Source organism: Pseudoxanthomonas gei (assembly GCF_010119615.1).
In the GTDB taxonomy this organism is placed as follows: Bacteria; Pseudomonadota; Gammaproteobacteria; order Xanthomonadales; family Xanthomonadaceae; genus Pseudoxanthomonas_A; species Pseudoxanthomonas_A gei.
On the sequence record NZ_QOVG01000003.1, the window covers coordinates 1 to 26,760 of the forward strand.

Below are 26,760 nucleotides of genomic sequence, written 5' to 3' on the forward strand. Positions count from 1 at the left end.
ACCGAAGCCACCCCAGCCTCCGTGGCGCGCAAATCGGCCGGATGACGCGGAGGTCAGGCCGTAGATCAGGCCTATCAATCCGGCCACGCCGGCCAGCGGGATCAACGACGACAGCAGCCAGGCCACGCTGCCGGCCGCGCCACCGGTGAACAGGCTGCGCAACCCTTTCGGCGCCTTGCCGAACATTCCCCGAACTATGGTGGCCACGATGAAGGCCGCGAACAGGGCGAACATCCAGTCGGGGCTGCCATCGCTTTCACGGACGCGGTTGTCGCTGACCGGGGGCGGCAGGGGTTCGCCCTCGATGAGCTTGACCAGCTGCGCGGTCGCATCGACGATGCCGCCGCCGTAATCGCCGGCACGGAACTTGGGCACCAGGTATTCCTGGATGACCCGATTGGCGATGGCGTCGGGAATGGCCCCTTCCAGGCCGTAGCCGGGCTGGATGCGCACGCGCCGGTCGTCCTTGGCGACCACCAGCATCACCGCGTCGTCGACGCCCTTGCGCCCGAGCTTCCACTGGTCGAAAACACGCTGGGTGTACTGCTCGATGGTTTCCGGCTGTGTGCTGGGCACCAGCAGCACCTGCAACTGGCTGCCCTTGGACTGCTGCAGGGCCAGCGCCTGCTGCTCGAGCTGCTGGGTCTGCGCGGCGCCGAGTGTCCCAGTGGTATCGACCACCGGTGAAGTCAGTGCCGGAATCGCCGCAGCCTGCTGCGCCCATGCAGGCAGGCAGGCAAACAGGAGGAAAGCGAGCGCGAGCGCGCGTCGCAGCATGCCGGTCAGTTATCCGCGCCGGTCAATTGCCGGGCGCAGGCGCGGGCGGTGGCGTCGGGGCCGTTGGCGCAGGCGTCGGCGCAGGCGGTGATGGCGTGCCGAAGTCGACTGCGGGCGCTTCGGAGATCTTCGCCTCGTTTTCCACCGTGAAATTGGGCTTTTCCTTGTAGCCGAACATCTTGGCGGTCAGGTTCTGCGGGAACGAGCGCACGAAGGTGTTGTAGCCCTGCACGGTTTCGATGTAGCGGCCGCGCGCCACGGTGATGCGATTCTCGGTGCCTTCCAGCTGCGCCTGCAGGTCGCGGAAGGACTGGTCGGACTTCAGGTTGGGATAGTTCTCGGTCACCACCAGCAGGCGCGACAGCGCCGAAGACAACTCGCCCTGCGCGGCCTGGAACTGCTGCAGCGAGGCGGCGTCGTCGGCATTGACGTTGATCTGGCCGACGCGCGCGCGCGCATTGGTAACGTCGGTCAGTACCTGGCGTTCCTGCTGGGCGTAACCCTGCACGGTCTTGACCAGGTTGGGGATCAGGTCGGCGCGCCGCTTGTACTGGTTGAGCACCTCGGACCAGCCCGCCTTCACCGCCTCATCCTTCTGCTGGATGGCGTTGTAGCCACAGCCCGACAACAGGGTCACCAGCAGGGCAACAAGGAAAGTACGCGAAATCAGGCGCATGACGAAGATCCTTCCGGGGGTATGGCGCGCATTGCAGCACCGCGCCGCCCGCAGCGCAACCAGCCGGCGGGGACACCCCGCAAAGCCGGGCTTGCCCGGCTCCGAGACCCTTGCTCCCTAGGGCACGATCGGGTGCTGGTGCTGTGCGCCGCGACGGCGCATCAGCAGGTTCAGCCATTCCACCGCCACCGAGAAGGCCATGGCGAAGTAGATGTAGGGCTTCGGCACGTGGATCTCGAAGCCGTCCAGGATCAGCACCACCCCGATCAGCACGATGAAGGCCAGTGCCAGCATCTTGATGGTCGGGTTGGCGTCGATGAAACGGCCCATCGGGTTGGCTGCGAACAGCATCACCGCCACGGTCAACAGGATCGCCGCCACCATCACCGGGATGTGCTGGGCCATGCCCACGGCGGTGATGACCGAATCCAGCGAGAACACGATGTCGATGATCGCGATCTGCAGGATCACCATGCCGAACACCGCTGACGTCTTGGTGGTGTTGGGATCTTCATCGTGGCCGCCGGTGATCAGCTCCCTGATTTCCATGATTCCCTTCACCAGCAGGAACAAGCCGCCCAGGGCCAGCACCAGGTCGCGTATCGAGAACCCCATGCCGAACAGCGTGAACAGGTCGTTCTGCATCCTCGCCAGGAACGCCAGGGTCAGCAGCAACCCGATCCGTGTGACGCAGGCCACGGCGATGCCGAACTTGCGCGCCACGTCGCGCTGGTGCTCGGGCAGCTTGCCTACCGCGATGGAAATGAAGACCAGGTTGTCGATGCCCAGCACGATCTCCAGCGCGCTCAGGGTAACCAGGGTGAGCCAGACGTTGGGGTCGGCAAGGAATTCAAAACTCATCGGCACTCAATCCTTCAAAGCGAAAAAAGTCGTGGGCCCAGGATCAGGCCCCAGCACAGCAGTACATTCATCATCAGCACGAAAACCGCGGCCGAGCCCATGTCCTTGGCGCGACCGGCCAGCTCATGGAATTCAGGGCCGTAGCGCTCGATCACCGCTTCCACCGCCGAATTCAGCAGCTCCGCGGCCAGCACCAGCAGGCAACTGCCGATCAGCAGCGCCTTCTCGATGCCGCCCTGCCCCAGCCATAGCGCGAGCGGCGACAGGACCACCAGCAGGTAGCACTCCAGGCGAAACGAGGATTCGTGCAGCCAGGCGGCGCGCAGGCCCTGCCAGGACCAGACGGCGGCTTTCAGAATCCGGCCCGGCCCGCGCGGCAGGTGCCCTTTTTCATCAGCCATGTCGGCGAAACTCGGCGAAATAGGACATGGCCGGGCAGTCTCTGTGATCGGGAAAGCCTGATTTTGCCACAAGCCGCAGCGCCCGCCCCCGGTGGCAGTGTTTGCGCGAGGCCACCGGGGCTGTTCCACTTGGGAAAAAGCCAGGGACTTCCATGAACTCGATGCGCCTGTTGCAGGCTTGCCTGCTTGCCTTCCTGCTCGCCTCCTGCACCAGCCTGGCCCGGCCGCCCGGCGTGCACCCGCACGCCCTTCCGCAGGTGCCGGGGCAGGTGTCCAGCGCCGCCTGGGAGGAGGACATGCAGCGTTTTGCCGCCGAAGATGCCGCCATGCCGCCCCCTGCGCATGCCATCGTGTTCATCGGCAGCTCGTCGATCCGCCTGTGGGACACGCTGGCAGCGGATTTTCCAGGCGTGGCGGTCATCAATCGCGGATTCGGCGGATCGGAGCTTCGCGACAGCACCTGGTATGCGGACCGCATCGTGATTCCGTATGCGCCCAGGCAGGTCCTGCTGTACGCCGGCGACAACGACCTTTTCAGCGGACGCGCGCCGATGCAGTTGCAGCAGGATTTCCGGGCCTTCGTCCAGCGGCTGCGCCGTGACCTGCCGGGCGTGGGCATCGCCTACATCTCCAACAAGCCCAGCCCGTCGCGCGTGCACCTGCTTGCGCCGCAGCGCGAGGCCAACGCGCTGATCAGGGAAGAGGCGACCCGCCTGCAGGTCGCCTACATCGACGTATTCACCCCCATGCTGGACGCCGAAGGCAAGCCACGCGAAGACCTTTTCATTGCAGATCGCCTGCACATGAATCGGACCGGATACGATCTGTGGCGCCGGACGATTGCGCCGTACCTGGCCAAATAAGCCGTTTCGGGTAACGAATCCGTAACCCACCCGGGCTTAGATTTTCCGCCCCGGTCAAGCGGAGCCGCGCCATGCCCGTCCACTACATTCCCGAGGGATATCACACCGTCACTGCCTACCTAGTGGTGGACGATGCAGCCCGCGCGCTGGCGTTCTATGCCGCTGCCTTCGGCAGCACCGAACTGTTCCGGCTGCCGATGGGTGACAAGATCGGCCATGCCGAAATAATGATTGGCGATACCCACCTGATGCTGGCCGACGAATTCCCCGACATGGGTGCGCTGGCGCCCAACAAGCGCGGCGGACCGACCGCCAGCTTCGTGATCTACGTCGCCGATGCGGACGCAGCGTATGTACGCGCGGTAGAGGCCGGCGCGAAGGCGGATCGTCCGTTGAGGAACGAATTCTGGGGCGACCGCATCGGCAGCGTGATCGATCCGTTCGGCCACCGGTGGTCGCTTGCCACCCACATTGAGGACGTGGCGCCGGAGGAGATGCAGAAGCGCATGCAGGCGTGGGGTGCGCAACCGCAATGACATCGCTTCCCGACGCGGTCGTGAGGCCCAATCGGTCCCGTCGATCGCGCGTGCGATCAGTCCGATTCAGCAAAAATCGCGGTGCCGCGGCTGCCATCGGGCCGGATCCAGCCGCGGTACATGCCCGTGGTGCTGAAGGGCATCGCGATATTGCCGTCGCGGTCCACCGCGATGGCGCCACCGTCTCCGCCCAGTCCAGGCACCCGCTCCATGATCACCGCGTCGGCCGCCACCGCCAGGCTGTCGCCGCGATAGGCCATGCGCGCGGCAATGTCGTGCGCGACCACGTTGCGGATGAAAAACTCGCCCCAGCCTGTACCCGAGACCGCGCAGCGCTCGTCCGCCCAGGTGCCGGCGCCGATGAGCGGCGAATCGCCCACGCGGCCGTAGCGTTTGTTGGTCATGCCGCCGGTGGACGTGGCCGCGGCCAGATTGCCGTGCACATCCAGCGCCACTGCGCCGACCGTGCCGAAATACTTGCCGCGCAGGCCGACTGCATCGCTGTGGGCTGCTGCGCTTTCGCGTGCCTGCTCCAGCTCGAGCTGGGCGCGGCGGGTGCCGGTGTCGAACCAGTCGTTGGGCACGCGTTCGATCTGTGGCTGGGTATCGGCGAAAAGTTCCGCGCCGGTACTGATCATCATCACGTGAGGGGAATTTTCCATCACCGTGCGCGCCAGCTTCACCGGGTTGCGGATGGTTTCCACCCCGGCTACCGCACCGGCCCGCCGCGTATGTCCCTCCATGAGCGAGGCATCCAGCTCATGCCGGCCATCAGCGTTATAGACGGAGCCCTTTCCGGCATTGAATCGCGGCAATTCCTCCAGCGCCACTACTGCGGCCTGCACCGCATCAAGGGCACTACCGCCGTCGGCCAGCACGCGGCGGCCCGCTTCGAGCGCTGCGTCCAGGTCAGCGTGGATGGATTTCTCCTCGCTCTCCGACAGCTGGTCACGCTCGATGACGCCGGCCCCGCCATGGATGACGAGGGCGAAAGGAAGGGGCGGACGGGTCATCAAGAAGTTCGGCTGGGAAAGTGGAGCGAAGGATACCCGATGGCCGTCAACGCGCAGTCCCGGGCGTCACCAGAACAGCGCCTGTTCGCAGCTTGCTTGCGCCGTCGCCTGCGCGGCAACGGAAGCAGGCCTACTGCTGTCGCAATGCCTCGATCGGATCCAGCTGCGAGGCCTTGCGCGCCGGGTAATAGCCGAAGAACAGGCCGGTGGCGATGGAAAAGGCGGCCGCCAGTGCCACGACCTGCCCGTTCAGCACGATCGGCAGGTCGCTGAATTTGCCGACCAGCAAGGCGCCCACCACGCCGATGGCAATGCCGATGACCCCGCCGATCAGGGAAATAAGCATGGCCTCGGCCAGGAACTGCCTGCGCACGTCGGAAGGCCCTGCCCCCACGGCCATGCGCAGGCCAATCTCGCGGATGCGCTCGGTCACCGACACCAGCATGATGTTCATGATGCCGATGCCACCGATGATCAGGCAGATGGTGGCCACCGCGCCCAGCAGCTTCGACATCAGGTTGGTGGTGGCGGTGCGCGTGGCGACGATTTCGGAAATATTGCGCACGTTGAAGTCGTCATCACCGCCCGGCGCGATTTTGTGCTTCTGTCGCAACAGCGCCTCGACTTCGCCCTGCACGTAGTTCAGGTCCTTGGCGCTGGCCACGGTAAGCGCGACCTGCATCACGGCGCCGGACGGCAGGCCCATCGCCCCCATCAGGCGCCGGCGCGCGGTCTCCAGGGGGACCATGACGATGTCATCCTGGTCCTGACCGAATCCGCCCTGGCCCTTGGACTTGAGCGTGCCGACCACGGTGAACGGCACCCGCCCCAGGCGGATGGTCTGGCCGATGCCGGGATCGTCGCCGAACAGCGTGCGCCGGGTGGTTTCCCCCAGGATGGCGACCTTGTCGGCACTGGTGTAGTCCTGCGCCTGGAAGCCCTCGCCGCTGGCGATGGTCCAGCCGTTTATGTCGAAGAAGTCAGCCTGCACGCCCTGCCAGCTGGTCGACGCGTTGTTTTCGGCATACACGGCCTGGGTGCTGCCGCGCAAGGCACCGGCGACGTACTGGACTTCCGGTATTTCGGCGCGTATCGCCTCGACATCGGCCTCGCTGAGGGTGAAGAAGCTGCTGGAGCTCATGCGCGCGCCGCCCCCTCCACGCCCGGCACCCGGGGATATGTCCAGTCGTTGCGAACCCAGCCCCGAGACCATCTTGTCGATCTCGGCCTGCGTGCCCTGGCCCACCGACACCATCACGATCACCGCGGCGATGCCTATGATCACCCCGAGCGACGTCAGCGCGCTGCGCATCCAGTTGCCGCGCAGCGCATGGACGGCCGTGCGCAGGATATCGGTGAAGTTCATGCCGCGACCTTCTCTTCGTGCAGCTCTCCATCGCGCATGACGAAGATCCGATCGGCGTGTGCGGCCACTTCGGCGTCGTGGGTAATGAGGATCACCGTGTGGTCGGCGTCGCGCAGGCGCTTGAACAGGGCCAGGATCTCCTCGCCGGTCTTGCTGTCCAGCGCGCCGGTGGGCTCGTCGGCCAGCAGGATGGGCGGCTGGTTGATCAGCGCGCGTGCGATGGCCACGCGCTGCTGCTGGCCGCCGGAAAGTTCACTGGGCCGATGCGAGGAACGCTCGCCCAGGCCCACCGCGGCCAGCGCCTCCTGCGCGCGACGCAGGCGCTCGACTGGTGGCACCTGCGCGTAGCCCAACGGCATGGCGACGTTTTCCAGCGCGCTCATGCGCGGCAGCAGGTTGAAGCCCTGGAACACGAAGCCGATCTTGTCGCGGCGCAATTCCGCCAGCGCCTCCTTGTCCAGGGTGGAAACGTCGACGCCGTCGCATTCGTAGCTGCCTGCGGTCGGCGTATCCAGGCACCCGATCAGGTTCATCAGGGTCGACTTGCCCGACCCGGACGGCCCCATGATGGCCACGAAGTCCCCTCGTTCGATGCGCAGGTCCACGCCTCGCAATGCCGCAACCTCGGCTTCGGTGCCGGCCGAATAGATTTTGGAAAGGGCGCGGGTCAGGATGACGGGCGTCTCGGCCACGTTGCCGATTGGCGATTGCGCACTCATTCGCTGGCGCGCTCGCCGGTCACGATCTGGTCGCCTTCCTTCAGCCCGCCGCCGGACACTTCGGTAGCCGTGCCGTCGCTGGCGCCGATGCGCACCATCACCGCCTCCGGCTTGCCGTCTGCCAGCCGGTAGATGGAGGCACGCTTGGCGTTGAGCAACGTGCCCAGGGCGGTATCCCAGCGTTGCCTTTGCGCCTCGTCCAGGCTGGCACGGAATGCGGCGAAGTCCTGCTGGAAACGTTCGCTCATGCGCTGGCGGATCTGCGCCTGCATGTCGCCCGATCCCGTGCCACCCAGCGATATCCCGGGCGGGCCGCCGCGGCCACCCCCGAACATGCTGTTGCCTCCCTGGGTCGACTGCGCCTGGCGCGAAGCCTGGCGCTGCCGGACCGCGGCCACAGCAGCGTCGAACGCCGCCTGTTGCGGGGCGCTGACCTTCATGTCGGCCACAGTGCGTGCCAGATCGTCGGTGATACCGCTGCCGCCACCACGTTGCGCACCCTGCGCAGGTTGCGACGGTGCCGCAGTCGCGCCTTCGGCGGGCTTGTAACGCAGTGCGGCATTGGAAACCTTGAGTACCTTGTCGCGCTTGCTGACTTCGATTTCCGCATTGACGGTCAGGCCTGGTAACAGCGTGCCATCACTGTTGTCCACCGTGACCACGACCGGGTAGGTGACCACGTTGTTGGTCGTGGTCGCGGCCAGGCGCACCTGCTCGACCGTGCCCTTGAACTGGCGGTCGGCGAAGGCATCGGCCGTGAAGGAGACCACCTGCCCCACCTTGACCTGGCCGATGTCGGATTCGTCGACGGCCAGTTCGATCTTCATCTTGCCGAGGTCCTCGGCGATGGTGAACAACTCCGGCGCCGAAAAGTTGGCCGCCACCGTCTGGCCTGGTTCGATGGTGCGGGTAAGCACCACGCCGTCGACCGGCGAGGTGATCACCGTGCGCTGCAGGTTGACCCGGGTGGTCTGGGTGGAGGCGGCCTGCTGGCGGATCTGGGCCTGCGAGGAGCTCACCTGCGCACGTGCCTGGTCCAGGGTCGCGCGGGCCAGGTCGACGTCGCTTTGCGCGACCAGCTTCTGCTTGCCCAGGTCGGCCTTGCGCGCATAGTCCAGCTCGGCATTGCGCAGCGAGGCGCGAGCCTGGGCCAGGTTCGCATTGGCGCTGGCAATCTGCGCGTTGCCCTGCTCGATCTGCGCTTCATAGCTGCTTGGATCGATACGCGCCAGCACGTCGCCCTTCCTGACCCGGCTGTTGAAATCGACCAGCACATCAGTGACCTGGCCGGAAATCTGGCTGCCCACGGTCACCGTGGAGATGGCACTGAGCGTGCCGGTGGCCGAGATGGCAACGCGGATGTCACCACGTTCCACGGGAGTCGTGCGATAGGCGCCGTCGGCCGGGTCGCTGTTGCGATGGCTCCAGGCCCAGTAGCCTGCCCCCAACAGCGCCAGCACCGTGACGGCAATCGACAGACGGACAAGCAGCGTGCGGGAAGGCGGGGGACTACGGCGCGGCTGGCTCATGCGAAATCTGGATCCTGGAGAATGGGGTTCGCGCCATTAACGCATGTACCGCGCGTGGCGTTGACAACGGACCATATCCCGCGGTTCACGGTGGCGAGGTGGTACGCGCCGGGTCACGCGAACCGGATGGTTGCCGCGGTGCCGCGACCAAGCTCGCTTTCCAGTTCGACTTTCCAGCTGAATCGTTCGCACAGCTTGCGCACGATCGAAAGCCCCAGCCCGGTCCCTTGTGGACGCGACGGATCGGCGCGATAGAAGGGCTCGAACGCATGCGCCCTGGATTCTTCGCTCATGCCCACGCCGGTGTCGCGCACGATGATCCGGTCCTGCTCAAGGATCACCTCGATGCGGCCCTCGTCGGTGTAGTTGCAGGCATTGCGCAGCAGGTTGCTGACCACTACATGCATGACCCGCGGCGGCGCATGCAGGCGCGGCTTGGCGTTGCAGGTCACCTCGAGGTCGACCTGCTTGCCGATCAACAGGCTGCGCGCATTCTCGGCTTCGTCCAGGACGATGTCGGCCAGGTCGAAATCCTCGCTCTGCGGCTCCACGTCCACTTCGCGGGCCAGGATCAGGAAGGCATCGATGACGGCTTCCATGTCGCGCCCCGCACGCTGGATGCGCTGCAGCGAGCGGGTCACGCGCGGGGAGGATTCCTCTGCCATGGCCATGTCGCTGGCGACGCGAATGACGGTCAGCGGGGTGCGCAGTTCGTGGCTGGCGTCGCGGGTGAAATCACGTTCGCGTTCGACATGGGTGCTCACGCGCTGGGCCAGGCCATGCAGCGCCGACGCAAGCTGGCGTGCCTCGCCCTGCACATCGGCAGGCAGCTTGTCGGGCGCAAGGCCGGTGACATCCGGGCCGCGCGGGTCCCATTGCGCGACCTGCCGCGCAAGCCAGCTGACCGGGGACACCAGCCGCTTGGAGGCGCGATAGGTCAGCCAGGAAACGAAGTACACCGCGACCAGGGTCAGGATGATGGGAAGGGTGCCGAAGTAGAACGCCAGGCGCTCGGCCTGCGAACGCTGGAACACCAGGTAAAGCCGGCCCGCGGGCTTTTCGTCCACCAGCACCAGCAGGCCATCGGCCTTGAGCTCATAGAAGCCCGGCTTCAGCGCGCGAAGGTTTTCCGGCAGCACCAGGTTGGAGCGGCCGCGCAGCACCAGGTAGCCACGCATGTTGTAGCTGTTGGGCGGCGGCTGCGATTCCGACGCGCCATACAGGTCCCAGTAGTGCGCGGCTTCCTCCTGCAGGGCGGTATTGATGAGGCTGTGCTTGATCACGGCCGACACCAGGAACACGCCCAGCACGATGGCAAGGCTCGCCAGTACCACCTGGATGATGAAGGCGATACGGATCTTTCGCGATAACCCTTGCGGCATGTTTACGTTCCGTGTGCCGTTGCCGGCCTATACCAGCCGGCAGGCTCAGGTGATGTCGGCGATCCGGTAACCGGCGCTTTGTACGGTGTGCAGCAGCGGCTTGTCGAACGGCTTGTCGATGACCTTGCGCAGGTTGTAGAGGTGGCTGCGCAGGGTATCCGAATCGGGCAGGCCGTTGCCCCAGATCTCGCGTTCGATTTCCTGTCGGGTCACCACACGTGGCGATTCGCGCATCAGGATGGTCAGCAGGCGCAAACCGATCGGCGACAGCATCAGTTCGGCCCCGCCACGGGTTGCCCGCATGCTTACCGGGTCCAGGACCAGGTCAGCGACCTTCAACACTTCGGCGCCTACCTGCCTGCGCTCGCGGCGGATCAGTGCGCGCAAGCGTGCTTCAAGCTCCTGGATGGCGAAAGGCTTGGTCAGGTAGTCGTCCGCGCCCGAGCCCAGGCCGGTCAGCTTGTCGTCCAGGGTGTCACGCGCAGTCAGCATCAGCACGGGCGTGGACTTGCGTGCCTCGTTGCGCAGGCGCCGGCACACTTCCATGCCATCCATGCGCGGCAACATCAGGTCCAGGACCAGCACGTCATAGCTGTTCTCCACCGCAAGGCGGTAGCCGTCCAGCCCATCAGTCGCATAGTCGACCTCGAAGCCGCGGCCCTCAAGGTATTCGCCGATCATTTCCGAGATATTTCGATTGTCTTCGACCACCAGCACGAGTCCGGCTGATTCCTGTGTTTGGCGCATGCGACCTCCGTTGGATGCTTCAGGTTTGTGAAGCTACCTGCTTCGAAGTTGACGCCATGTGAAGGCCGCCCGGGCGCCTGGCCAAGCGTTAATCTTGCAGCCCGTCCCTCTGCCGCCTGTCACCATGATCGAACGATTTCTGCCCCTGCTCCTGCTGCTGGGCTCGAACATCTTCATGACCTTCGCCTGGTACGGGCACCTTAAATACAAGGGCTCGCCGCTGCTGCTGGCCATCGTGGCCAGCTGGGGAATCGCCTTCTTCGAGTACTCCCTGATGGTCCCGGCCAACCGCCTGGGCAGCAACGTGTATTCGGTGGTCCAGCTCAAGACCATCCAGGAAATCCTGACCCTGGTGGTGTTCGCGGGGTTCTCGACCTGGTACCTGGGCCAGCCGCTGAAGTGGAACCATTACGCAGCCTTCGGGCTGATCGTCGGTGCCGCCTTCCTGATGTTCTACGAACCGGCGTCGCCGGTTACAGCCTGACCTTGCCGGTCAGGATGTCCTTGAACATCACCCAGTCGCCGGCGAACGAATAAAGCGGATGCTTGAAGGTGGCCGGGCGGTTCTTTTCAAAGAAGAAGTGCCCTACCCAGGCGAATCCATAGCCGCAGAACAACGCGCCCAGGGCCCACCATCCATTGGCCGTCACCAGCGCGGCCGCCAGCAGGGCCAGCACGCCGCAACTACCGATGAAATGCAGCCGGCGCGATACGCGGTTGCTGTGTTCCTGCAGGTAGAACGGGTAGAACTCGCGGAAGCTGGCGAAGCGGCTCATGTGTCGTCTCCGTATGGCTCAGGCGGTGCGCGGCGCGAACATGATGACGCCCATGCCCAGCAGGCACAACGTGGCACCCAGCAGGTCCCACCGCGTCGGCTTGACCGCATCCACCCACCAGAGCCATCCCATCGCTACGGTCACGTAGACACCGCCGTAGGCTGCGTAGATCCGTCCTGCAGCGGTCGGGTGCAAGGTCAGGAGCCAGGCGAACAAGGCCAGGCTGGCGGCGGCCGGCAGCAGCAGCCACGCGCTTCCGCCCTTGCGCAGCCAGATATACGGCAGGTAGCAGCCCACGATCTCCGCTATGGCGGTGAGCACGAAAAGCAGCAGCGTTTTCACCGGCTCACGCGCTCCAGACCTTTTGCACGGTTCCAGTACTCGTCCTGCTGCTCCAGTGTCATGCCCTGCAGCGCTGTTCCGTCGTCAGCAGCCATCGCCTCCATGCTGCGGAAACGGCGCTCGAACTTCAGGTTGGCGTGGCGCAAGGCAGCGCCGACGTCGACCTTGGCATGGCGGGCCAGGTTGGCACACACGAACAGCACGTCGCCAATCTCATCCTGCAGCCGCTCACGGTTGTCGGCTGTCGCGGCCTGGGCGAATTCAACGCGCACTTCCTCTATTTCCTCGTGCAGCTTGGCGATCACCGGCGCGGGCCCGGGCCAGTCGAAGCCCACGCGCGCAGCGCGCGACTGCAGCTTCACCGCCTTCTGCCATTCCGGCATGCCGCGGGCGATGCCCGCGAGCGCCGAAGTATCGGCATCGCCGGCAGCCTGCCGCTCGCGTGTCTTCTGAGCTTCCCATTCCCGCGTCTGTGCCTCCGCATCCTCGACCGTGGCCCCGGCAAAGACATGCGGATGCCGGCGCAGCATCTTGTCGCAGATGGCTGCCACCACGTCACCGAAATCGAATGCGCCCTGCTCCTTGGCCATCTGCGCATGGAAGACCACCTGCAACAGCAGGTCGCCGAGCTCGTCCTTCAGGTCGCCCAGGTCATTGCGATCGATCGCATCGGCAACTTCGTAGGCCTCCTCGATGGTGTAAGGCGCGATGCTGGCGAAGTCCTGTTCCAGGTCCCACGGGCATCCGCTGTCGCGGTCCCGCAGGCGGGCCATGATGGCAAGCAGTTCATCGACGTTATGCGGAGCGGTCACGGTCAGTGCCCTGTGAATGAAGGTTGCAATAAGTCCCCCGGCAGAGCCGGGCTTGCCCTGCTGCCCTCCCCCGACTACTAGTGCAGTGGGGCTGGGGCGGCTCTACGGGGACGCGGTGAGCCAGGTTTTCCAGGGCAGCTGCGGATCGCCCAGGGCGAGGAAATCGCCATTCAGGAGCGTCGGACGCTGGTTGTAGCGGAAGGCGCGTCCGTCCGGGGCAATCACTGCGCCGCCCGCCGCTTCCAGCACGCACTGCGCCGCGGCGGTGTCCCACTCGGAGGTGGGACCAAAACGCGGGTACACGTCCATGCCACCTTCGGCGATGCGGCAGAACTTGAGCGAAGAGCCCAGGCCGATGGTTTCGGTCTCACCGATCCGGGCCAGCAGGGCCTCGGTGCGCGCATCCCGGTGCGAGCGGCTGGCGGCGACGCGCAATGCGCCGGTAGCTGGTCGGCGCGTACGCAGCAGCACATCGGTTTCGCCTTCGCGACGATAGGCGTCCTGCCCGCGCACGCCATGCCACACCACACCGCCCACGGGCGCCAGCACTACGCCAAATACGCTGGCGCCATCATCTATCAGCGCGATGTTGACGGTGAACTCACCGTTGCGCTTGACGAATTCGCGGGTCCCGTCCAGTGGGTCGACCAGCCAGTAACGCGTCCAGTGGCGGCGTACTTCCCAGGGCACGGTGGCCGATTCTTCCGACAGCACCGGCCATTCCGGGGTCAGCCTTTGCAGGCCCTCGACGATGATGTGGTGGGCCGCAAGGTCGGCCGCAGTGAGCGGGCTTGCATCGGACTTGCGTTCCACCTCGAAGGCGTGTTCGTACACCTCGAGGATCGCGGCCGCCGCTTCGCGCGCAATGGCTATCACTGCTTCCTGCAGATCAGCGGTCACCAGGCTCATGCGGATTTCCCCAGCCATTCGCGGGCGATGAACAATGCGGCCAGGGAACGCCCCTCCGAAAAATCCTCGCGCATCATCAGCTGGTCCAGCGCATCAAGCTTCCACGGCACCACTTCCAGCTCCTCGGGCTCATCGCCGGGCAGGCGCTCGGGATACAGGTCGCGTGCAAGGACCAGCCACGACTGGTGGCTCATGTAGGTGGGCGCCAGGCTCATCGCACGCAGCACGTCGATCCTGCGCGCGCCATAGCCGGCCTCTTCCTTCAATTCGCGGTCGGCGGCCTGCGCGGGGCTTTCGCCCGCATCGATGCGGCCCTTGACCAGCCCCAGTTCGTAACGATGCACACCGGCTGCGTATTCGCGCACCAGCAACACGGTTTCCTCGTCCAGCATGGGCACGACCACCACCGCGCCGTGCCCGGTGGGCTTCTGCCTGTAGAAGCGGCGGCGCTCGCCGTTGCTGAATTCAAGGTCCAGCTCTTCCACCTTGCGCTCCGAGGGCCCTTCCGGCCTTTCGGTGATGCGATGGATAACGGGCAGGCGCCGGCTCATCGACACGCACCGGTGCGATGGCCGGTGGCGGCCGATATGATGGGCGAATGCAGGAAAAAGACCATGAACCACAAATGCTAACAGAGGCCGGCGACTGGCGGTCACGCGACCTGGCCGTGCTGTGGCACCCGTGCACGCAGATGCGCGAGCACCCGGACACGCTGCCGCTGGTGCCCATCGAGCGCGGCGAAGGCGCCTGGCTGGTCGGCTATGACGGGCGCCGCTACCTGGATGCGGTAAGCAGCTGGTGGACCAACCTGTTCGGCCACAGCGAGCCGCGCATCGCCGCGGCGATCTCGCGCCAGGCGCAGACGCTGGAACAGGTGATGCTGGCGGGCTTCTCGCACGCCCCGGCGGTGCGCCTGGCCGAACGCCTGCTGGCGATGGCTCCACGCCAGCCCGGCCGCAAGCCGCTGGCCAAGGTCTTCTATGCCGACAATGGCTCGGCCGGCGTGGAGGTCGCGCTGAAGATGGCGTTCCACTATTTCCACAATCGCGGTGAGCACCGGCGCACCAAGTTCGTCGCGCTTGAGAATGGCTACCACGGCGAAACCATCGGCGCGCTGGCCGTCGGCGACATACCGCTCTACCGGCGCGTGTATGCGCCGCTGCTCAGCGAGGCGCTGTTCGCGCCATCACCCGACGCCTACCTGGCCCTGCCCGGCGAATCGGCGGCCGATTGCGCGCTGCGTGCCGCCGACGGCCTGGCCAATCTGCTTGACCGCCATCCGGGCGAGATCTGCGCCCTGATCATCGAGCCGCGCGTGCAGTGCGCCGGCGGCATGCGCATGCACGATCCGGCCTACCTGGCGCGCGCGCGCCAGCTCTGCGATGCCCATGGCATATTCCTGATCGCCGACGAGATCGCGGTGGGCTTCGGACGCACCGGGCCGATGTTCGCCAGCCAGGACAGCGGCGTCATGCCGGACCTGATGTGCCTGTCGAAGGGGCTGACCGGTGGTTTCCTGCCACTGGCCGCGGTGCTGGCGACGCAGGAAATCTATGACGCGTTCCTGGACGATTCGCGCGAGCGCGCCTTCCTGCATTCGCACAGCTACACCGGCAATCCACTGGCCTGCGCCGCCGCCCTGGCGACGCTGGACATCTTCGAAACCGATGGCGTGCTGGCACGCAACCGCGAGACGGCCGCGAAGATGGCAGTGCTGGCCGCACCATTCGCCTCCCATCCCCACGTGGCCGACGTGCGCCAGGCGGGGATGATCGTGGCCTTCGAACTGTCGCGCGATGGTCGCGGGCGAACGCCTTTCCCCACGGCGCAGAAGATCGGGCTGAAAGCCTATCGCGCAGCGCTGGCACGAGGCGTGGTCCTGCGTCCGCTGGGCGACGTGTTGTACTGGATGCCCCCGTACTGCATCGATGACGCGCAGTTGCAGCTGTTGGCCGAGACCACCCGCAGCGCGATCGACGAGGCGGTCGCATGAGGCTGACCCGCTGCCATGTCGATGTCGCCCTTGCCACTGGTGCCAGGGTGGTCCTGCCCGAGTCCGCCGCCACGCATCTGGTCCGCGTGCTGCGTTTGCGTGAAGGCGACGAGTGCATCCTGTTCAATGGCGACGGCAACGACCACGCGGCTCGCATCGCAACGGCCGGCAAACGCGAGGTCACCGTCGACCTGCATGCTTGCCAGGCCGTGGAGAACGAATCACCGCTTCACATCACCCTGCTGCAGGGAATCGCGCGCGGCGAGAAGATGGACCTGATCCTGCAGAAGGCCACGGAACTCGGCGTAGCCCGCGTGCTGCCGGTGCTGGCCGAACGCACCGAAGTGAAGCTGGATGCCGACCGCACCGAAAAGCGCATGGCGCACTGGCGCAGCGTGATGGTCTCGGCCTGCGAACAATCGGGACGCGCGCGAATTCCAGGGCTTGCAACGCCGGCGGGGCTCGCGCCCGCGGCAGCCACCCTGGACGGCATCGGACTGAAGCTGATCCTGGACCCGGTGGGCGAGCATGCGCTTTCCGGCCTGGCCGCACCCGGGGACCATCACCTTGCCATCGCCATCGGACCCGAAGGCGGCTGGTCGCCGCGCGACCGCGAGTTGCTGCGAATCGCCGGCTTCACTGGCCTGCGCCTGGGTCCACGCATCCTGCGCACGGAGACCGCGGGGCTGGCCGCTATTGCGGCGTTGCAATCGCGTTTCGGGGACCTGTAGCACTTCCTTTCGCCAGGGCCACCGCAATCAGCGGGTCCGCGCTGCCGCGATCCGCATCACATCGTCCAGCAAGGCGGCGGCGGTGATTTCCGCACCCGCCCCCGGCCCCTGGATCAGAAGTGGCTGCCTGCAATAACGGTCGCTGAAAATCGCGACACGGTTGTCTGTTCCACTGCCACCGCACAACGGATGAGCCGGCGCCAGCGCCTGCAAGCCGACCCGCGCGCCTTCGTCATCGAAGCGCCCGACGAAACATAGCTTGCGGCCATTGTCGTGCGCATCCTCGAGTCGCCCGGCGAGCGGCTCATCCAGCAAGGGCAGCTGTGCGTCCAGCTCGCCCACGGTCAGCGCAGCCAGCGCCGGAGGCACCAGCGACTCGACCTCCACCTGTTCCCGGTGCAATGCGTGCCCGGCCGCCCGCGCCAGGATCAGTAGCTTGCGGCGCACGTCCTCGCCTGAGAGATCCAGTCTGGGATCAGGCTCGGTAAAGCCCAGGCGGCGCGCTTCACGCACCAGGTTGGAGAACGTCTGCACGCCGTCGTAATGATGGAACAGCCAGGCCAGCGAACCGGACAACACGCCTTCGACGCGATGGATGCGATCGCCGCCGGCGACCAGTTCACGCAGGCTGCGCAAGAGCGGCAGTCCCGCGCCCACCGTGGCACTGTCGCCATAGGATGCGCCGGTCGCGCGGCCTGCATCGTCGATGTCGCGCGCACGTGCCAGCGCCCCGCCCTGGCCAAGCTTGTTGGCGGTCACCACGTTTACGCCGCGCGCGATCCATTCGGCGTGCCAGTCGGCCACCGACTCGCTGGCGGTGGCATCGACCACCACGTCGCCGCGACGCAACGCGTCGGCCTCTGCCCACGGTTGCAGGGGATCGAGACTGAGAGGCGACCCGCGAGCCGCATCAAGCGCCGCGCCGGGCAACTCATTGCAATGCTGCAGGGCGCGCGAGTTGGCCAGCCAGGCGAACTCGGGCAAGGCACTGCCGCGTTCCAGCAGGCTCTGGTAGCGGGCAACGAAGGCGCCGCCCACCTGCCCGGTGCCCAACAAGGCCAGCCGGGGCGTCGGCACCGCACGGTAGGCGGTTGCCAGGCGTATGACGCGGCTCATGCGTCGACGAGCACGCGCTGTTCCTGGGACTGGCCGGCCGCGACGCGTTCGGCCCGGCGCAGGGCCAGCGACAGATCGGCAAGCAGGTCTTCACTGGATTCGATACCCACTGAAAGTCGCAGCAGGCCGTCGGAAATACCCGCCTTGGCGCGTGCCTCGGGCGTCATGGCCGCATGGGTCATCGTCGCCGGGTGCGCGATCAGGCTTTCCACGCCGCCCAGCGATTCGGCCAGGGTGAAGTACTGCAAGCCATCGACGAAGGCGCGCACTGCCGCTTCGCCGCCATGCAGCTCCACGCTGAGCATGGCCCCGAACCCCTTCTGCTGGCGTACCGCAACGGCATGCCCCGGATGCGAGGCCAGCCCCGGGAAATAGACCCTGGACACGACCGGATGCCCATCCAGCAGCGTGGCAATGGCCGTGGCGTTCTCCTGGTGCACGCGCAGGCGCGCGTCCAGCGTGCGCAGGCCGCGCAGGGTCAGGAAACTGTCGAACGGAGATCCGGTCAGGCCCAGCGCATTGGCCCACCACACGAGTTTTTCGAGGGTTTCCGCTTCGCGCGCGATGACGGCGCCGCCAACCACGTCGCTGTGGCCGTTGATGTACTTGGTGGTGGAATGCAATACGACATCGGCGCCGAAGTCGATGGGCTTCTGCAAGGCCGGCGACAGGAAGGTGTTGTCGACAACGGTGAGTGCGCCGGCTTTCCTAGCCGCATCGATGACGAAGCGCAGGTCGGTGATGCGCAGCAAGGGGTTGGAAGGCGTCTCGATCAGCACCAGCTTCGGTGACTGCGCCAGCGCGTCGGCCAGCGAGCCCGGATCGGTCAGGTCGGCCGTGATCAGCTCGAAATGACCTTTCTTCGCCAGCGCATTGAACAGCCGCCAGCTGCCGCCGTAAGCATCATGCGGGACCACCAGGCGATCGCCTGGCTCCAGCAAGGCGTTCAGCACCAGGGTGATCGCCGACATGCCGGTGGAGGTGACCACGGCGCCGGCGCCGCCTTCCAGCTCGGCCAGTGCTTCGCCCAGCAGGTCACGGGTCGGATTGCCGCTGCGCGTGTAGTCGTACTGGCGCTTGTTGCCGAAGCCGTCGAAGCTGAAATTGGAGGACAGCACGATGGGCGGAGTGACCGCGCCGTAGGCGGCGTCACGGTCGATACCCGCACGCACTGCGGACGTCGCCGCACTACAGGAAATTTCATTGCGGTTGTCAGGGCTGCTCATGCGGAAACTCCATTCTCGTTGCGGTCGGCATCGCGCAATGCGGCCACCAGGATGTTGTCGATGCGATCGGTTTCCTTCAGGAAAGCGTCATGGCCATAGGGCGAACGCAGCACCCGGAGCTGGCCGCGCCCGCTGGCACCCGGGGCGTTCAGCCCTTCCACCAGCGCCACCGAGTCGGCCAGCGGCACCAGCCGGTCGCCTTCCACCGCCACGACAGTGGTGGGCACCCCCACCCGCGCGGGATCGAGACGGTGCAGGTCGATCGATTCGGACAGGCGCAGGTAGGCGTTGACGGGGGTGCGCGCGACATACTGCGCGCCGGCGGCATCCAGGTAGTCCTCGGCGGCGCAGCGGACGCGACCGTTGATGATCTCGGGCGCCGCGTCGAAACGCTCGTCGAATTCCTCCGGCGTGCGGTAGCTCAGCATCGCGAACTGGCGTGCCAGCGACAGACCCTGGGCATCGGCGCATTGCAGTTGGCCCAGGGCCACGGCCTTGCGCTGCAGCGCGCGCCACGCTGATGCATACGGATGCGCGCGATGGGCGCCACTGACTGCGACCAGCCTGCGCAGGCGGTCGGGATGACGTGCGGCCAGTTGCAGGCCGACCAGCGCGCCATACGAATAACCGACGAAGGCGTGCAGCCTTGCGATCCCCAACGCATCGAGCAGCTGCACGATGGCATCGGCCTGGTCGGCCGTTTCCAGCGGCACATCCAGCTTGCCGTCGGCGCCGACGTAGTCGATGGCCAGCAGGCGGCGATGGGCCGGATCCAGGGCGCGGCCCGGCTGGGCCAGTGCATTGGCCCACCCGTTTTCCGGGAAGGTCGCGCTGGCCACCACGTGGCGATGGGCGGAAATGCCACCTGCCACGAGCACGACCGGCAGGCCCGCATCGCCCAGCAGCTCGTAACGCAGAGTCACCTGGCGGATACCGGCATGGCGCAGGTCGAGACGGATATCGATTTCGCCGCGCAGTTCGCGCGCCAAATCCACTGACGACTCGTAAGCCGGCAGGGACTGCACGGAAGGAACGGCATGGAAGGCGGCGTTGACGAAGCTCATGGCGGTATCCAGGAAGGGAACATGGACTACTGCCATCGAGCTTCGCGGAGCTCGGCGTTCGACCCCGCACGAGGCGGGGAACGAACCATCTTCCGGTAGACGCTGGGTCTCCGCAGGATTTGGCACCTGGGCGGCGCTTTCGCGTGGCCTGGCTGCCCCGGCTTCAAAGGGCCTGTCCCTCTGCCGGTCTCGATGGTGGGGGAAGGTTGCCCGCGATTTTCCGGCTTGTCAATCGCTTTATTCGGATAGAGCGATGAATGGACGGGATAATGCTCGCGGCCTGCGCAGGCCTTAACGCATAATTAGCATATGAATCTTCGTCCCTACCTCGGCGTGCTGTTGCTGGCACTGCTTGTCGCATGTCGCACCACCCCTGTTGCGCCTGCTTCCTCTGCGCAGGTACCGAAGGGGGCCACGGCGGTGGATGCGGTGGTCCCGGAAGCCTGGATATCGACGGAAAGCCCCGAAGACGAGCTGGATTCACTGGCCGTGTGGCCCACCGAGGATGGCCACACCTGGCTGATCGCCACGGCCAAGTCCAGCCATCGGCTGGTGGTCTACGACGCCGAGACCGGGCAACGCCTGCGTGCCGTGGGCGGACCCGGCGAGGGACCATCGCAGTTCAACCGGCCCAACGGCATCGCCGTGCATGGAGACCTGCTGTTCGTTGCCGAGCGCGACAACCATCGCGTGCAGGTGTTGCGCCTGCCCGACTTCACCCCGCTGGGCATGATCGGGCAGGACGTGTTGCGTGTTCCTTATGGCCTGTGGGTGCGCGAGACCAGACCGGATGACCTGGAGTTGCTGGTTACCGACAGCTTCATGGCCGACTACGCGACCCGTGAATTGCCGCCGATGGGCGAGCTTGACCAGCGCGTCAAACGTTTCGAGGTGCGACTGGACGCCGATGGCAGGTTGCAGTCGCGCTACCTGGGCGCTTTTGGCGACACCACCGAAGCTGGTGCGCTGCGCATGGTCGAATCCATCGCCGGCGACTCGGTCAACGACCGCCTGCTGATTGCCGAGGAAGACCGCCGCGTGGGTTCCACGTTGCGCGAGTACACGCTGGAAGGCATGTACCGCAGCCACAGCCTGCCGCTGTTCGACGCCGACGCCGAAGGCATTGCGTTATGGGCGTGCGATGCGGGCCAGGGGTACTGGATTGCGGTCGACCAGTTGCGGCCGACCATCTTCCGGATATTCGACCGTTCCAGCCTGCAGCCCCTGAAGACGTTTTCCGGCAAGGTGGTCGCCAACACCGACGGCCAGGTCCTGTACGCCGCAGGCACTCCGCGTTTTCCGGCCGGCGCCCTGTTCGCGCTGCATGACGACAAGGCCGTGGCCGCCTTCGACCTGCGCGACATCGCGCGCGCGCTGGGCCTGTCGGACCGCTGCATGCAATGAAGCGCAGGCTGGCCGCTGCGAGCCTGATCGCCTGCGTCGCACTGTGGTGCGCGCCGGACGCCGATGCGGCGCGGCTGTATCGCTGGAAGGACCGCCACGGTGTCAGCCAGTACCGAGACCAGCCGCCTGCGGCAGACGAACTGCCTGCCAGCGATGTCGACGTAGTCCGCTTCCGCAACCCGCCCGGCGCGCTGGTACGCCTGCGCCTGGAGAGCCGGTCGGGCGATTACCAGGCGTGGGCGGACAACCTGATGTACGGACCGGTGCAGGTGATGCTGCGCTTCAAGCGCGACCGCAACGTCTACGGCTTGCCCGCGCTGCCGGCGAGCGCCATCGTGCCCGCCCGCAGCAGCGTGCTGGTGGCGACCATTTCCACCACCGATCCGCTGCGCGGCAATGACTTCGAACTACTGCTCGATGGCCTGCCCGGAGACCCTGCCGCGCAGCCGCGAAGCTACGACTACCGGCTGCCGTTCGACTACGCGCGCGTGCGCGTCGACCAGGGTCCAGGAGGCAGCTTCAGCCACAGCGATCCACAGAACCGGTACGCGATCGACTTCGCGCTGGCCGAAGGCACACCCATCGTGGCGGTGCGCGAAGGCGTGGTCATGCAGGTCGAATACGATTTCGACAAGGCCGGGCTGAACCGCGAGAAATATGGCGGCAGGGCGAACTTCATCCGCATCCTGCACGACGACGGCAGCATGGCCGTCTACGCGCACCTCAAGCCCGAAGGCGTGCAGGTGCGGACCGGGCAGCGCGTGCGCCTGGGCCAGCGCATCGGCCTCTCCGGCAACACCGGCTTCAGTACCGCCCCGCACCTGCATTTCGTCCTGCAGGTCAACCGCGGCATGCGCCTGGAGTCGATCCCGCTGCGCATGTTCGGACCGCTGGGCGAGCTGAAGTTCCCCAGCGTCCACTGATCCGGCGCGGGTCAACCCACCCAAGGGCTATAATTCGCGCCTTCCTGTCCCAATGAACGCGCCCGCGCGGGCGCTATCGCCATGTCTGAAGTCGCCACCGAAGCCGCGCGCCGCCGCACCTTCGCCATCATTTCCCATCCCGACGCCGGCAAGACCACGCTGACCGAAAAGCTGCTGCTGTTCGGCGGCGCGATCCAGATGGCCGGTTCGGTGAAGGGCCGCAAGGCTGCCCGCCACGCCACTTCCGACTGGATGGCGCTGGAAAAGGAGCGCGGCATCTCGGTGACCTCGTCGGTGATGCAGTTCCCCTACGAAGGCCGCATGGTCAACCTGCTGGACACGCCCGGGCACGCCGACTTCGGCGAGGACACCTACCGCGTGCTCACCGCGGTGGACTCGGCGCTGATGGTCATCGACGTGGCCAAGGGCGTGGAGGAACGCACCATCAAGCTGATGGAAGTCTGCCGCCTGCGCGACACGCCCATCATGACCTTCATCAACAAGCTGGACCGCGAAGGCCGCGACCCGATCGACCTGCTGGACGAAGTGGAAAGCGTGCTCGGCATCCAGTGCGCACCGGTCACCTGGCCGATCGGCATGGGCTCGCGCCTGAAAGGCGTGGTGCACCTGGTCAGCGGCGAAGTGCATCTTTACGAACAGGGCCGCAACTTCACCCGCCAGGATTCCACCATCTTCGCTTCGCTGGACGATCCGCAACTGGTGGATCGACTGGGCGCGCAACTGCTGGCCGAACTGCGCGATGAGCTGGAGCTGGTGCAGGGCGCCTCGCATTCCTTCGATGTGGATGCTTACCACGCGGGCAAGCAGACCCCGGTCTTCTTCGGCTCGGCGGTCAACAATTTCGGCGTGCAGCCCCTGCTCGACTTCTTCGTCGAACATGCGCCGTCGCCGCAGCCGCATGCAACCACCACGCGCAAGGTGGATCCTTCGGAGAACAAGCTCAGCGGCTTCGTTTTCAAGATCCAGGCCAACATGGACCCCATGCACCGCGACCGCGTGGCTTTCATGCGGGTGTGCTCGGGACGCTTCTCGGCGGGCATGAAGAGTTTCCACGTGCGCACCGGCAAGGAAATGAAACTGGCCAACGCGCTGACCTTCATGGCCAGCGACCGCGAGATCGCGGTCGAGGCCTGGCCGGGCGACGTGATCGGCATCCACAACCACGGCACCATTTCCATCGGCGATACCTTCACCGAGGGTGAGGCCATCAGCTTCACCGGCATCCCCAATTTCGCGCCCGAGCTGTTCCGCCGCGCGCGCCTGCGTGATCCGCTCAAGCTCAAGCAGTTGCAGAAAGGCCTGGCCCAGCTGAGCGAGGAAGGCGCCACCCAGTTCTTCCGGCCGCTGATGAGCAACGACCTGATCCTGGGCGCGGTGGGAACGCTTCAGTTCGACGTGGTGGCCTACCGGTTGAAGGACGAATACAGCGTCGATTCCAGCTTCGAACCGATCGGCGTGGTAACCGCGCGCTGGATCCGCTGCGACGATGCGAAGAAGCTGGAAGAGTTCCGCGACAAGAACGCGATGAACCTGGCCCTGGATGCCGCCGGCGCGCTGGTCTATCTGGCGCCGACCCGGGTCAACCTGCAGTTGGCGCAGGAACGCGCGCCCGGCGTCGAATTCCTGGCCACGCGCGAGCATGCGCACAGCGTGGGCATTGACTGACCTGTGGACCACGCCAAGGCCTGGTCGGGTGCGCCTGTCGTATTGACCCTGCGGGTGCTGCGCTCTCCGTTGATGCGGATGCTGTATTTCGCCTTGCTGCTGGCGGTGTTCGCGCTGGCTTCCACATGGGTCGGCCGGAAAGTGGGCATACCGGCCAACGACCTCAAGGCAATGAGCGCCAATCCCGCGTCGACGCTGCTTGTCGTGCTGCCGTTCGTGTTGGCCCATGTCGTGCTCGCCAGGCTGATTGAACGCCGCCCCTTGCACGACCTTGCCTGGCGCAAGTCACCTCAGCTGCTGTGGGGCATGCTGGCGGCGCTGCTGCTGTTCGGCCTGCTGGTCCTTGAACTGTGGGCCGCCGGCGCTTATGCGGTTGTCGGTGTCGGCGACGCGCCGCTGTGGACACTGTTCCTGCTGACCGCGGTGGTCCCTGGCATCACCGAGGAAATTGTCAGCCGCGGCATCCTGTTCCGGCTGACCGAGGAAGGGCTCGGCACCTGGATCGCAGTGGCCGTCTCCGCGCTTTTCTTTGGCTTCGCCCATTCCTCCAACCCGGGAGCATCGGCCTGGAGTTCGACGGCCATCGCTCTGGAAGCAGGCGTGCTGTTCGGCCTGCTGTACCACGTGACCCGCTCACTGTGGTGGTGCATCGGCCTGCATGCGGGATGGAATTTCGTGCAGGGCGCCCTGTTCGGCATTCCGGTCTCGGGCATCGGCGTGGACGGAGTGCTGGAATCGACCTTGCAAGGGCCCGACTGGCTGGACGGCGGCGGCTTCGGCGCCGAAGCTTCGGCGCTGACGGTATTGACCTGCGGCATCATCAGCCTGCTGCTGGCGCGCCGGATCATGCGTGCGCACAGCACGGTGCCGCCGTTCTGGAAGCGGCCACCTGCAGCCTTGCCGCAACCTCACTCTTCCGGCTGATCCAGGTCGTAGTACTCGAATATCAGGTGGATGCGGTCAGTGCCACCTTCGTTGGTCACCGCATGCTTGCCCAGGTTGTTCACCTCGTAGGCCTTGTCCACTTCCAGCTTGTGGCCTTCATCGCCTAGGAAGAAGGTGACCCTGTCGTTGGTGGTGATCGGCACATGGATCTTGTGCGGCCACAACGCCGCCGGATTGGCATCGACATGGGGATGGATGACACCCCCTGGCGCCATGCGCGCCAGCATCACCCGTGGATAGGCATGCCGCGCATACCCGTAGGATTTCGTCGCCTCCTCCATCACCGGCAGCAACCGTTGCTGCCATTGGCTCCACAGCGGCCGATCGTAGGACAGGCCCCAATGCAACGGACTGCTGACGAAGCGGAACACGATGTGCCGGGTGCTGGAGAGCGCGTCGAACTTGTTCGGCTTGGCCGCGTTCTCTTCGTCCCAGACAGATTCGGGGATCGCCAGCACCGCTTCGCGCAGGCTGGCCGACGCTACGGGGCCGAGATGGCGAATGGAGGCGGTTTTGCGCGGATTGGCGTGCATGTCAGTCGAAGGAGTAGCCGAAGAGTTCGAGATCGCGTTGATAGTAGTCGCTGATGCCCGCCACCAGCTCGGCATCATAGTACTGCCTGTAATCACCGCGCTGCGAGCTGTTGACCCGACCCAGGGCGGTGCTTTCGAAGCCCAGCCTGGCGCATACATGGTCATAGCTGGCCTGCAATTCCTCGACCCTGCCCACGTGGTCCGTCAACAGGGCGCCGTCGGCGCCGGTCAGCAGCAGATGCTGCGGCTGGAACAGGATGTGCTGCTCAGGACGCATTTCGAACAGCACGTGCTTCATGAAGCCGGTCGGGTCGGCCGCGAATTGCCCATTCTCGCGGCTCATGAAGGCGCAATACGAAACGAAGCGGTCGAACGGGTTCCGTACGAACGCGAACTTGAAATAGGATTCGAACTCTCCCGGCTCCAGGCTTGGCCTCACCTGCTGGAGACTGAGGTGACCGTGCCGGATCGCGGCAAGGTCGGCGAACGGAAACCGCCGGTTGACGAACAGCCCCACCTGTTCAAGGTCGTCGTCGGCCAGGTGTTGGCGCAGCGCCTGCCGGACCGAGTGCGTACCCGTTTTCGGGATGGCCACGAAGATGTAACGGTGGCGGCGCGAAATTATCATGCATACGGGCGTGGATGGAGAGGTGGTTATGATAGGCAATCCGTGGCCCGCGCGGACAGTTCGGGACATCTTCCGGGCACAGGACCAGAAGGCTGCAGTGATGGACAAGCACGAAATCCGCGACGAAATCGCCAGCGCCCTGACCCACGGACTCGGCGCGGTGGCCGCGCTCGCCGGTGGATCGGTGCTGATCACACTGGCCGCCACACATGGCGATGCCTGGCAGCTGGGCGCATCCATCGTCTTTGGCGTCACCCTGCTGCTGCTCTACGTGGCCTCGACGCTTTATCACAGCATCCAGCACCCCGTGGCCAAGGGTCGCCTCAAGGTCTTCGATCATTGCGCGATCTACCTGTTGATCGCCGGCACCTACACCCCGTTCACCCTGATCGGGCTGCGCGGACCGTGGGGCTGGGGCCTGTTCATCGCCATCTGGACGCTGGCCGTGTCCGGGGTGGTTTTCAAGCTGTTCTACACAGGCCGTTTCAAGCTGCTGTCGACCATCATCTACGTGGCGATGGGCTGGCTGGTGATCGTGGCCATCAAGCCGATGCTGCAAGTGCTGGATGGCTGGACCCTGGGCTGGCTGGTGATGGGTGGCGTGTCCTATACCCTGGGCACCTATTTCTACCATCGGGAATCGATCCGGTTTTCGCACGCCATATGGCATCTGTTCGTGATTGGCGGCAGCGTATGCCACTTCATCGCCGTCACTGCGCAGGTGCTGCCCCGCCCTGGCTGATGGCCCGTACATGAACGGTCACCCGGCCTTTCGCGGAACGTGAACACCGCAACCCTGATA

The 26,760-nt window shown here is 65.7% G+C and carries 30 protein-coding genes and 1 riboswitch; of the genes, 10 read left to right on the forward strand and 20 right to left on the reverse strand.

What is annotated here, in order from left to right:
• From DT603_RS05015 to DT603_RS05030, 4 genes are all read right to left on the reverse strand, one after another.
• The coding region (locus DT603_RS05015) for a TPM domain-containing protein (protein WP_162349104.1) at positions 1 to 774 on the reverse strand (774 nt) is incomplete at its 3' end.
• A 25-nt stretch (positions 775 to 799) separates the two neighbouring features.
• Positions 800 to 1,453 (reverse strand): LemA family protein, encoded by a 654-nt coding sequence (locus tag DT603_RS05020; RefSeq protein ID WP_162348780.1) that lies wholly within the window; start codon positions 1,451 to 1,453, stop codon positions 800 to 802.
• 117 nt (positions 1,454 to 1,570) lie between these two features.
• Positions 1,571 to 2,314: a TerC family protein gene (locus tag DT603_RS05025; protein ID WP_162348781.1), complete on the reverse strand. Its 744-nt coding sequence runs from the start codon at positions 2,312 to 2,314 to the stop codon at positions 1,571 to 1,573.
• A 14-nt stretch (positions 2,315 to 2,328) separates the two neighbouring features.
• A complete protein-coding gene (locus tag DT603_RS05030) occupies positions 2,329 to 2,715 on the reverse strand; it encodes a diacylglycerol kinase (RefSeq protein ID WP_162348782.1) in 387 nt (128 codons plus the stop codon).
• Between the two features lie 152 nt (positions 2,716 to 2,867).
• Between DT603_RS05030 and DT603_RS05035 the strand changes: the two genes are divergently transcribed.
• Together DT603_RS05035 and DT603_RS05040 are read left to right on the forward strand one after the other, a co-directional pair.
• The gene (locus DT603_RS05035; RefSeq protein WP_170295406.1) at positions 2,868 to 3,578 is read left to right on the forward strand and encodes an SGNH/GDSL hydrolase family protein; all 711 of its coding nucleotides are present in this window, start codon (positions 2,868 to 2,870) and stop codon (positions 3,576 to 3,578) included.
• A gap of 71 nt (positions 3,579 to 3,649) precedes the next feature.
• Entirely contained in the window at positions 3,650 to 4,114 is a 465-nt protein-coding gene (locus DT603_RS05040; RefSeq protein WP_162348783.1) for a VOC family protein, read from the forward strand.
• 56 nt (positions 4,115 to 4,170) lie between these two features.
• Here the strand turns inward: DT603_RS05040 and DT603_RS05045 are convergent, their stop codons facing one another.
• The 6 genes from DT603_RS05045 to DT603_RS05070 form a co-directional block, all read right to left on the reverse strand.
• The gene (locus DT603_RS05045; protein WP_162348784.1) at positions 4,171 to 5,127 is read right to left on the reverse strand and encodes an isoaspartyl peptidase/L-asparaginase family protein; all 957 of its coding nucleotides are present in this window, start codon (positions 5,125 to 5,127) and stop codon (positions 4,171 to 4,173) included.
• A 130-nt stretch (positions 5,128 to 5,257) separates the two neighbouring features.
• Positions 5,258 to 6,493: an ABC transporter permease gene (locus tag DT603_RS05050; protein WP_162348785.1), complete on the reverse strand. Its 1,236-nt coding sequence runs from the start codon at positions 6,491 to 6,493 to the stop codon at positions 5,258 to 5,260.
• Positions 6,490 to 7,185, reverse strand: coding sequence for an ABC transporter ATP-binding protein (locus DT603_RS05055; RefSeq protein ID WP_343037721.1), 696 nt, complete (start codon positions 7,183 to 7,185; stop codon positions 6,490 to 6,492). The genes DT603_RS05050 and DT603_RS05055 overlap by 4 nt, the downstream gene beginning before the upstream one ends.
• 23 nt (positions 7,186 to 7,208) lie before the next feature.
• A complete protein-coding gene (locus DT603_RS05060) occupies positions 7,209 to 8,741 on the reverse strand; it encodes an efflux RND transporter periplasmic adaptor subunit (RefSeq protein ID WP_162348787.1) in 1,533 nt (510 codons plus the stop codon).
• 113 nt (positions 8,742 to 8,854) lie between these two features.
• Positions 8,855 to 10,123, reverse strand: a complete 1,269-nt coding sequence (locus DT603_RS05065; RefSeq protein WP_162348788.1) for a sensor histidine kinase — start codon at positions 10,121 to 10,123, stop codon at positions 8,855 to 8,857.
• 45 nt (positions 10,124 to 10,168) lie between these two features.
• On the reverse strand, positions 10,169 to 10,870 hold the full coding sequence (locus DT603_RS05070) for a response regulator transcription factor (RefSeq protein WP_162348789.1): 702 nt from the start codon (positions 10,868 to 10,870) through the stop codon (positions 10,169 to 10,171).
• A 124-nt stretch (positions 10,871 to 10,994) separates the two neighbouring features.
• Between DT603_RS05070 and DT603_RS05075 the strand changes: the two genes are divergently transcribed.
• Positions 10,995 to 11,354, forward strand: coding sequence for a DMT family protein (locus DT603_RS05075; protein WP_162348790.1), 360 nt, complete (start codon positions 10,995 to 10,997; stop codon positions 11,352 to 11,354).
• Here DT603_RS05075 and DT603_RS05080 read toward each other — a convergent pair.
• The 5 genes from DT603_RS05080 to nudE all read right to left on the reverse strand — a co-directional run bounded on the left by DT603_RS05080 (position 11,344) and on the right by nudE (position 14,260).
• Positions 11,344 to 11,646, reverse strand: a complete 303-nt coding sequence (locus DT603_RS05080; RefSeq protein WP_162348791.1) for an Mpo1-like protein — start codon at positions 11,644 to 11,646, stop codon at positions 11,344 to 11,346. The genes DT603_RS05075 and DT603_RS05080 overlap by 11 nt on opposite strands.
• A gap of 18 nt (positions 11,647 to 11,664) precedes the next feature.
• A complete protein-coding gene (locus tag DT603_RS05085) occupies positions 11,665 to 11,988 on the reverse strand; it encodes a YnfA family protein (RefSeq protein WP_162348792.1) in 324 nt (107 codons plus the stop codon).
• A complete protein-coding gene (gene mazG / locus DT603_RS05090; RefSeq protein ID WP_246191616.1) occupies positions 11,985 to 12,761 on the reverse strand; it encodes a nucleoside triphosphate pyrophosphohydrolase in 777 nt (258 codons plus the stop codon). The genes DT603_RS05085 and mazG overlap by 4 nt, the downstream gene beginning before the upstream one ends.
• 141 nt (positions 12,762 to 12,902) lie before the next feature.
• Positions 12,903 to 13,709, reverse strand: a complete 807-nt coding sequence (gene cysQ, locus DT603_RS05095) for a 3'(2'),5'-bisphosphate nucleotidase CysQ (RefSeq protein WP_162348793.1) — start codon at positions 13,707 to 13,709, stop codon at positions 12,903 to 12,905.
• A complete protein-coding gene (gene nudE / locus DT603_RS05100) occupies positions 13,706 to 14,260 on the reverse strand; it encodes an ADP compounds hydrolase NudE (protein WP_162348794.1) in 555 nt (184 codons plus the stop codon). Before nudE ends, cysQ begins: the two co-directional genes overlap by 4 nt.
• Before the next feature lie 47 nt (positions 14,261 to 14,307).
• Between nudE and bioA the strand changes: the two genes are divergently transcribed.
• Complete coding sequence (gene bioA, locus DT603_RS05105) at positions 14,308 to 15,702, forward strand: adenosylmethionine--8-amino-7-oxononanoate transaminase (protein WP_162348795.1); 1,395 nt, start codon at positions 14,308 to 14,310, stop codon at positions 15,700 to 15,702.
• Complete coding sequence (locus tag DT603_RS05110) at positions 15,699 to 16,433, forward strand: 16S rRNA (uracil(1498)-N(3))-methyltransferase (protein ID WP_162348796.1); 735 nt, start codon at positions 15,699 to 15,701, stop codon at positions 16,431 to 16,433. The genes bioA and DT603_RS05110 overlap by 4 nt, the downstream gene beginning before the upstream one ends.
• A gap of 27 nt (positions 16,434 to 16,460) precedes the next feature.
• Here the strand turns inward: DT603_RS05110 and DT603_RS05115 are convergent, their stop codons facing one another.
• From DT603_RS05115 to metX, 3 genes are read right to left on the reverse strand one after another with little or no spacing between them, the layout of a single operon-like run.
• Positions 16,461 to 17,549, reverse strand: coding sequence for a homoserine dehydrogenase family protein (locus DT603_RS05115; protein ID WP_162348797.1), 1,089 nt, complete (start codon positions 17,547 to 17,549; stop codon positions 16,461 to 16,463).
• Positions 17,546 to 18,775 (reverse strand): O-succinylhomoserine (thiol)-lyase, encoded by a 1,230-nt coding sequence (locus DT603_RS05120; RefSeq protein ID WP_162348798.1) that lies wholly within the window; start codon positions 18,773 to 18,775, stop codon positions 17,546 to 17,548. The genes DT603_RS05115 and DT603_RS05120 overlap by 4 nt, the downstream gene beginning before the upstream one ends.
• Positions 18,772 to 19,839, reverse strand: a complete 1,068-nt coding sequence (gene metX, locus DT603_RS05125; protein ID WP_162349107.1) for a homoserine O-succinyltransferase MetX — start codon at positions 19,837 to 19,839, stop codon at positions 18,772 to 18,774. Before metX ends, DT603_RS05120 begins: the two co-directional genes overlap by 4 nt.
• 82 nt (positions 19,840 to 19,921) lie before the next feature.
• Positions 19,922 to 20,038: riboswitch (SAM riboswitch) on the reverse strand.
• 110 nt (positions 20,039 to 20,148) lie between these two features.
• Between metX and DT603_RS05130 the strand changes: the two genes are divergently transcribed.
• The 4 genes from DT603_RS05130 (at position 20,149) to DT603_RS05145 (ending at position 24,776) form a co-directional block, all read left to right on the forward strand.
• Positions 20,149 to 21,243, forward strand: coding sequence for an NHL repeat-containing protein (locus DT603_RS05130; RefSeq protein WP_162348799.1), 1,095 nt, complete (start codon positions 20,149 to 20,151; stop codon positions 21,241 to 21,243).
• Positions 21,240 to 22,166 carry a peptidoglycan DD-metalloendopeptidase family protein gene (locus DT603_RS05135; RefSeq protein WP_162348800.1) on the forward strand — a complete coding sequence of 309 codons (927 nt, stop codon included), beginning with the start codon at positions 21,240 to 21,242 and terminating at the stop codon, positions 22,164 to 22,166. The genes DT603_RS05130 and DT603_RS05135 overlap by 4 nt, the downstream gene beginning before the upstream one ends.
• A gap of 81 nt (positions 22,167 to 22,247) precedes the next feature.
• Positions 22,248 to 23,852, forward strand: coding sequence for a peptide chain release factor 3 (locus tag DT603_RS05140; RefSeq protein ID WP_162348801.1), 1,605 nt, complete (start codon positions 22,248 to 22,250; stop codon positions 23,850 to 23,852).
• A 3-nt stretch (positions 23,853 to 23,855) separates the two neighbouring features.
• Positions 23,856 to 24,776, forward strand: coding sequence for a CPBP family intramembrane glutamic endopeptidase (locus DT603_RS05145; protein ID WP_343037722.1), 921 nt, complete (start codon positions 23,856 to 23,858; stop codon positions 24,774 to 24,776).
• Here DT603_RS05145 and DT603_RS05150 read toward each other — a convergent pair.
• Together DT603_RS05150 and DT603_RS05155 are read right to left on the reverse strand one after the other, a co-directional pair.
• Entirely contained in the window at positions 24,761 to 25,330 is a 570-nt protein-coding gene (locus DT603_RS05150) for an aspartyl/asparaginyl beta-hydroxylase domain-containing protein (protein WP_162348802.1), read from the reverse strand. The two genes, DT603_RS05145 and DT603_RS05150, sit on opposite strands and share 16 nt — an antisense overlap.
• A 1-nt stretch (position 25,331) precedes the next feature.
• Positions 25,332 to 25,958 (reverse strand): sulfotransferase family 2 domain-containing protein, encoded by a 627-nt coding sequence (locus tag DT603_RS05155; RefSeq protein WP_162348803.1) that lies wholly within the window; start codon positions 25,956 to 25,958, stop codon positions 25,332 to 25,334.
• Between the two features lie 100 nt (positions 25,959 to 26,058).
• Between DT603_RS05155 and trhA the strand changes: the two genes are divergently transcribed.
• On the forward strand, positions 26,059 to 26,700 hold the full coding sequence (gene trhA, locus DT603_RS05160) for a PAQR family membrane homeostasis protein TrhA (RefSeq protein WP_162348804.1): 642 nt from the start codon (positions 26,059 to 26,061) through the stop codon (positions 26,698 to 26,700).
• The last annotated feature ends 60 nt before the right edge of the window (positions 26,701 to 26,760 follow it).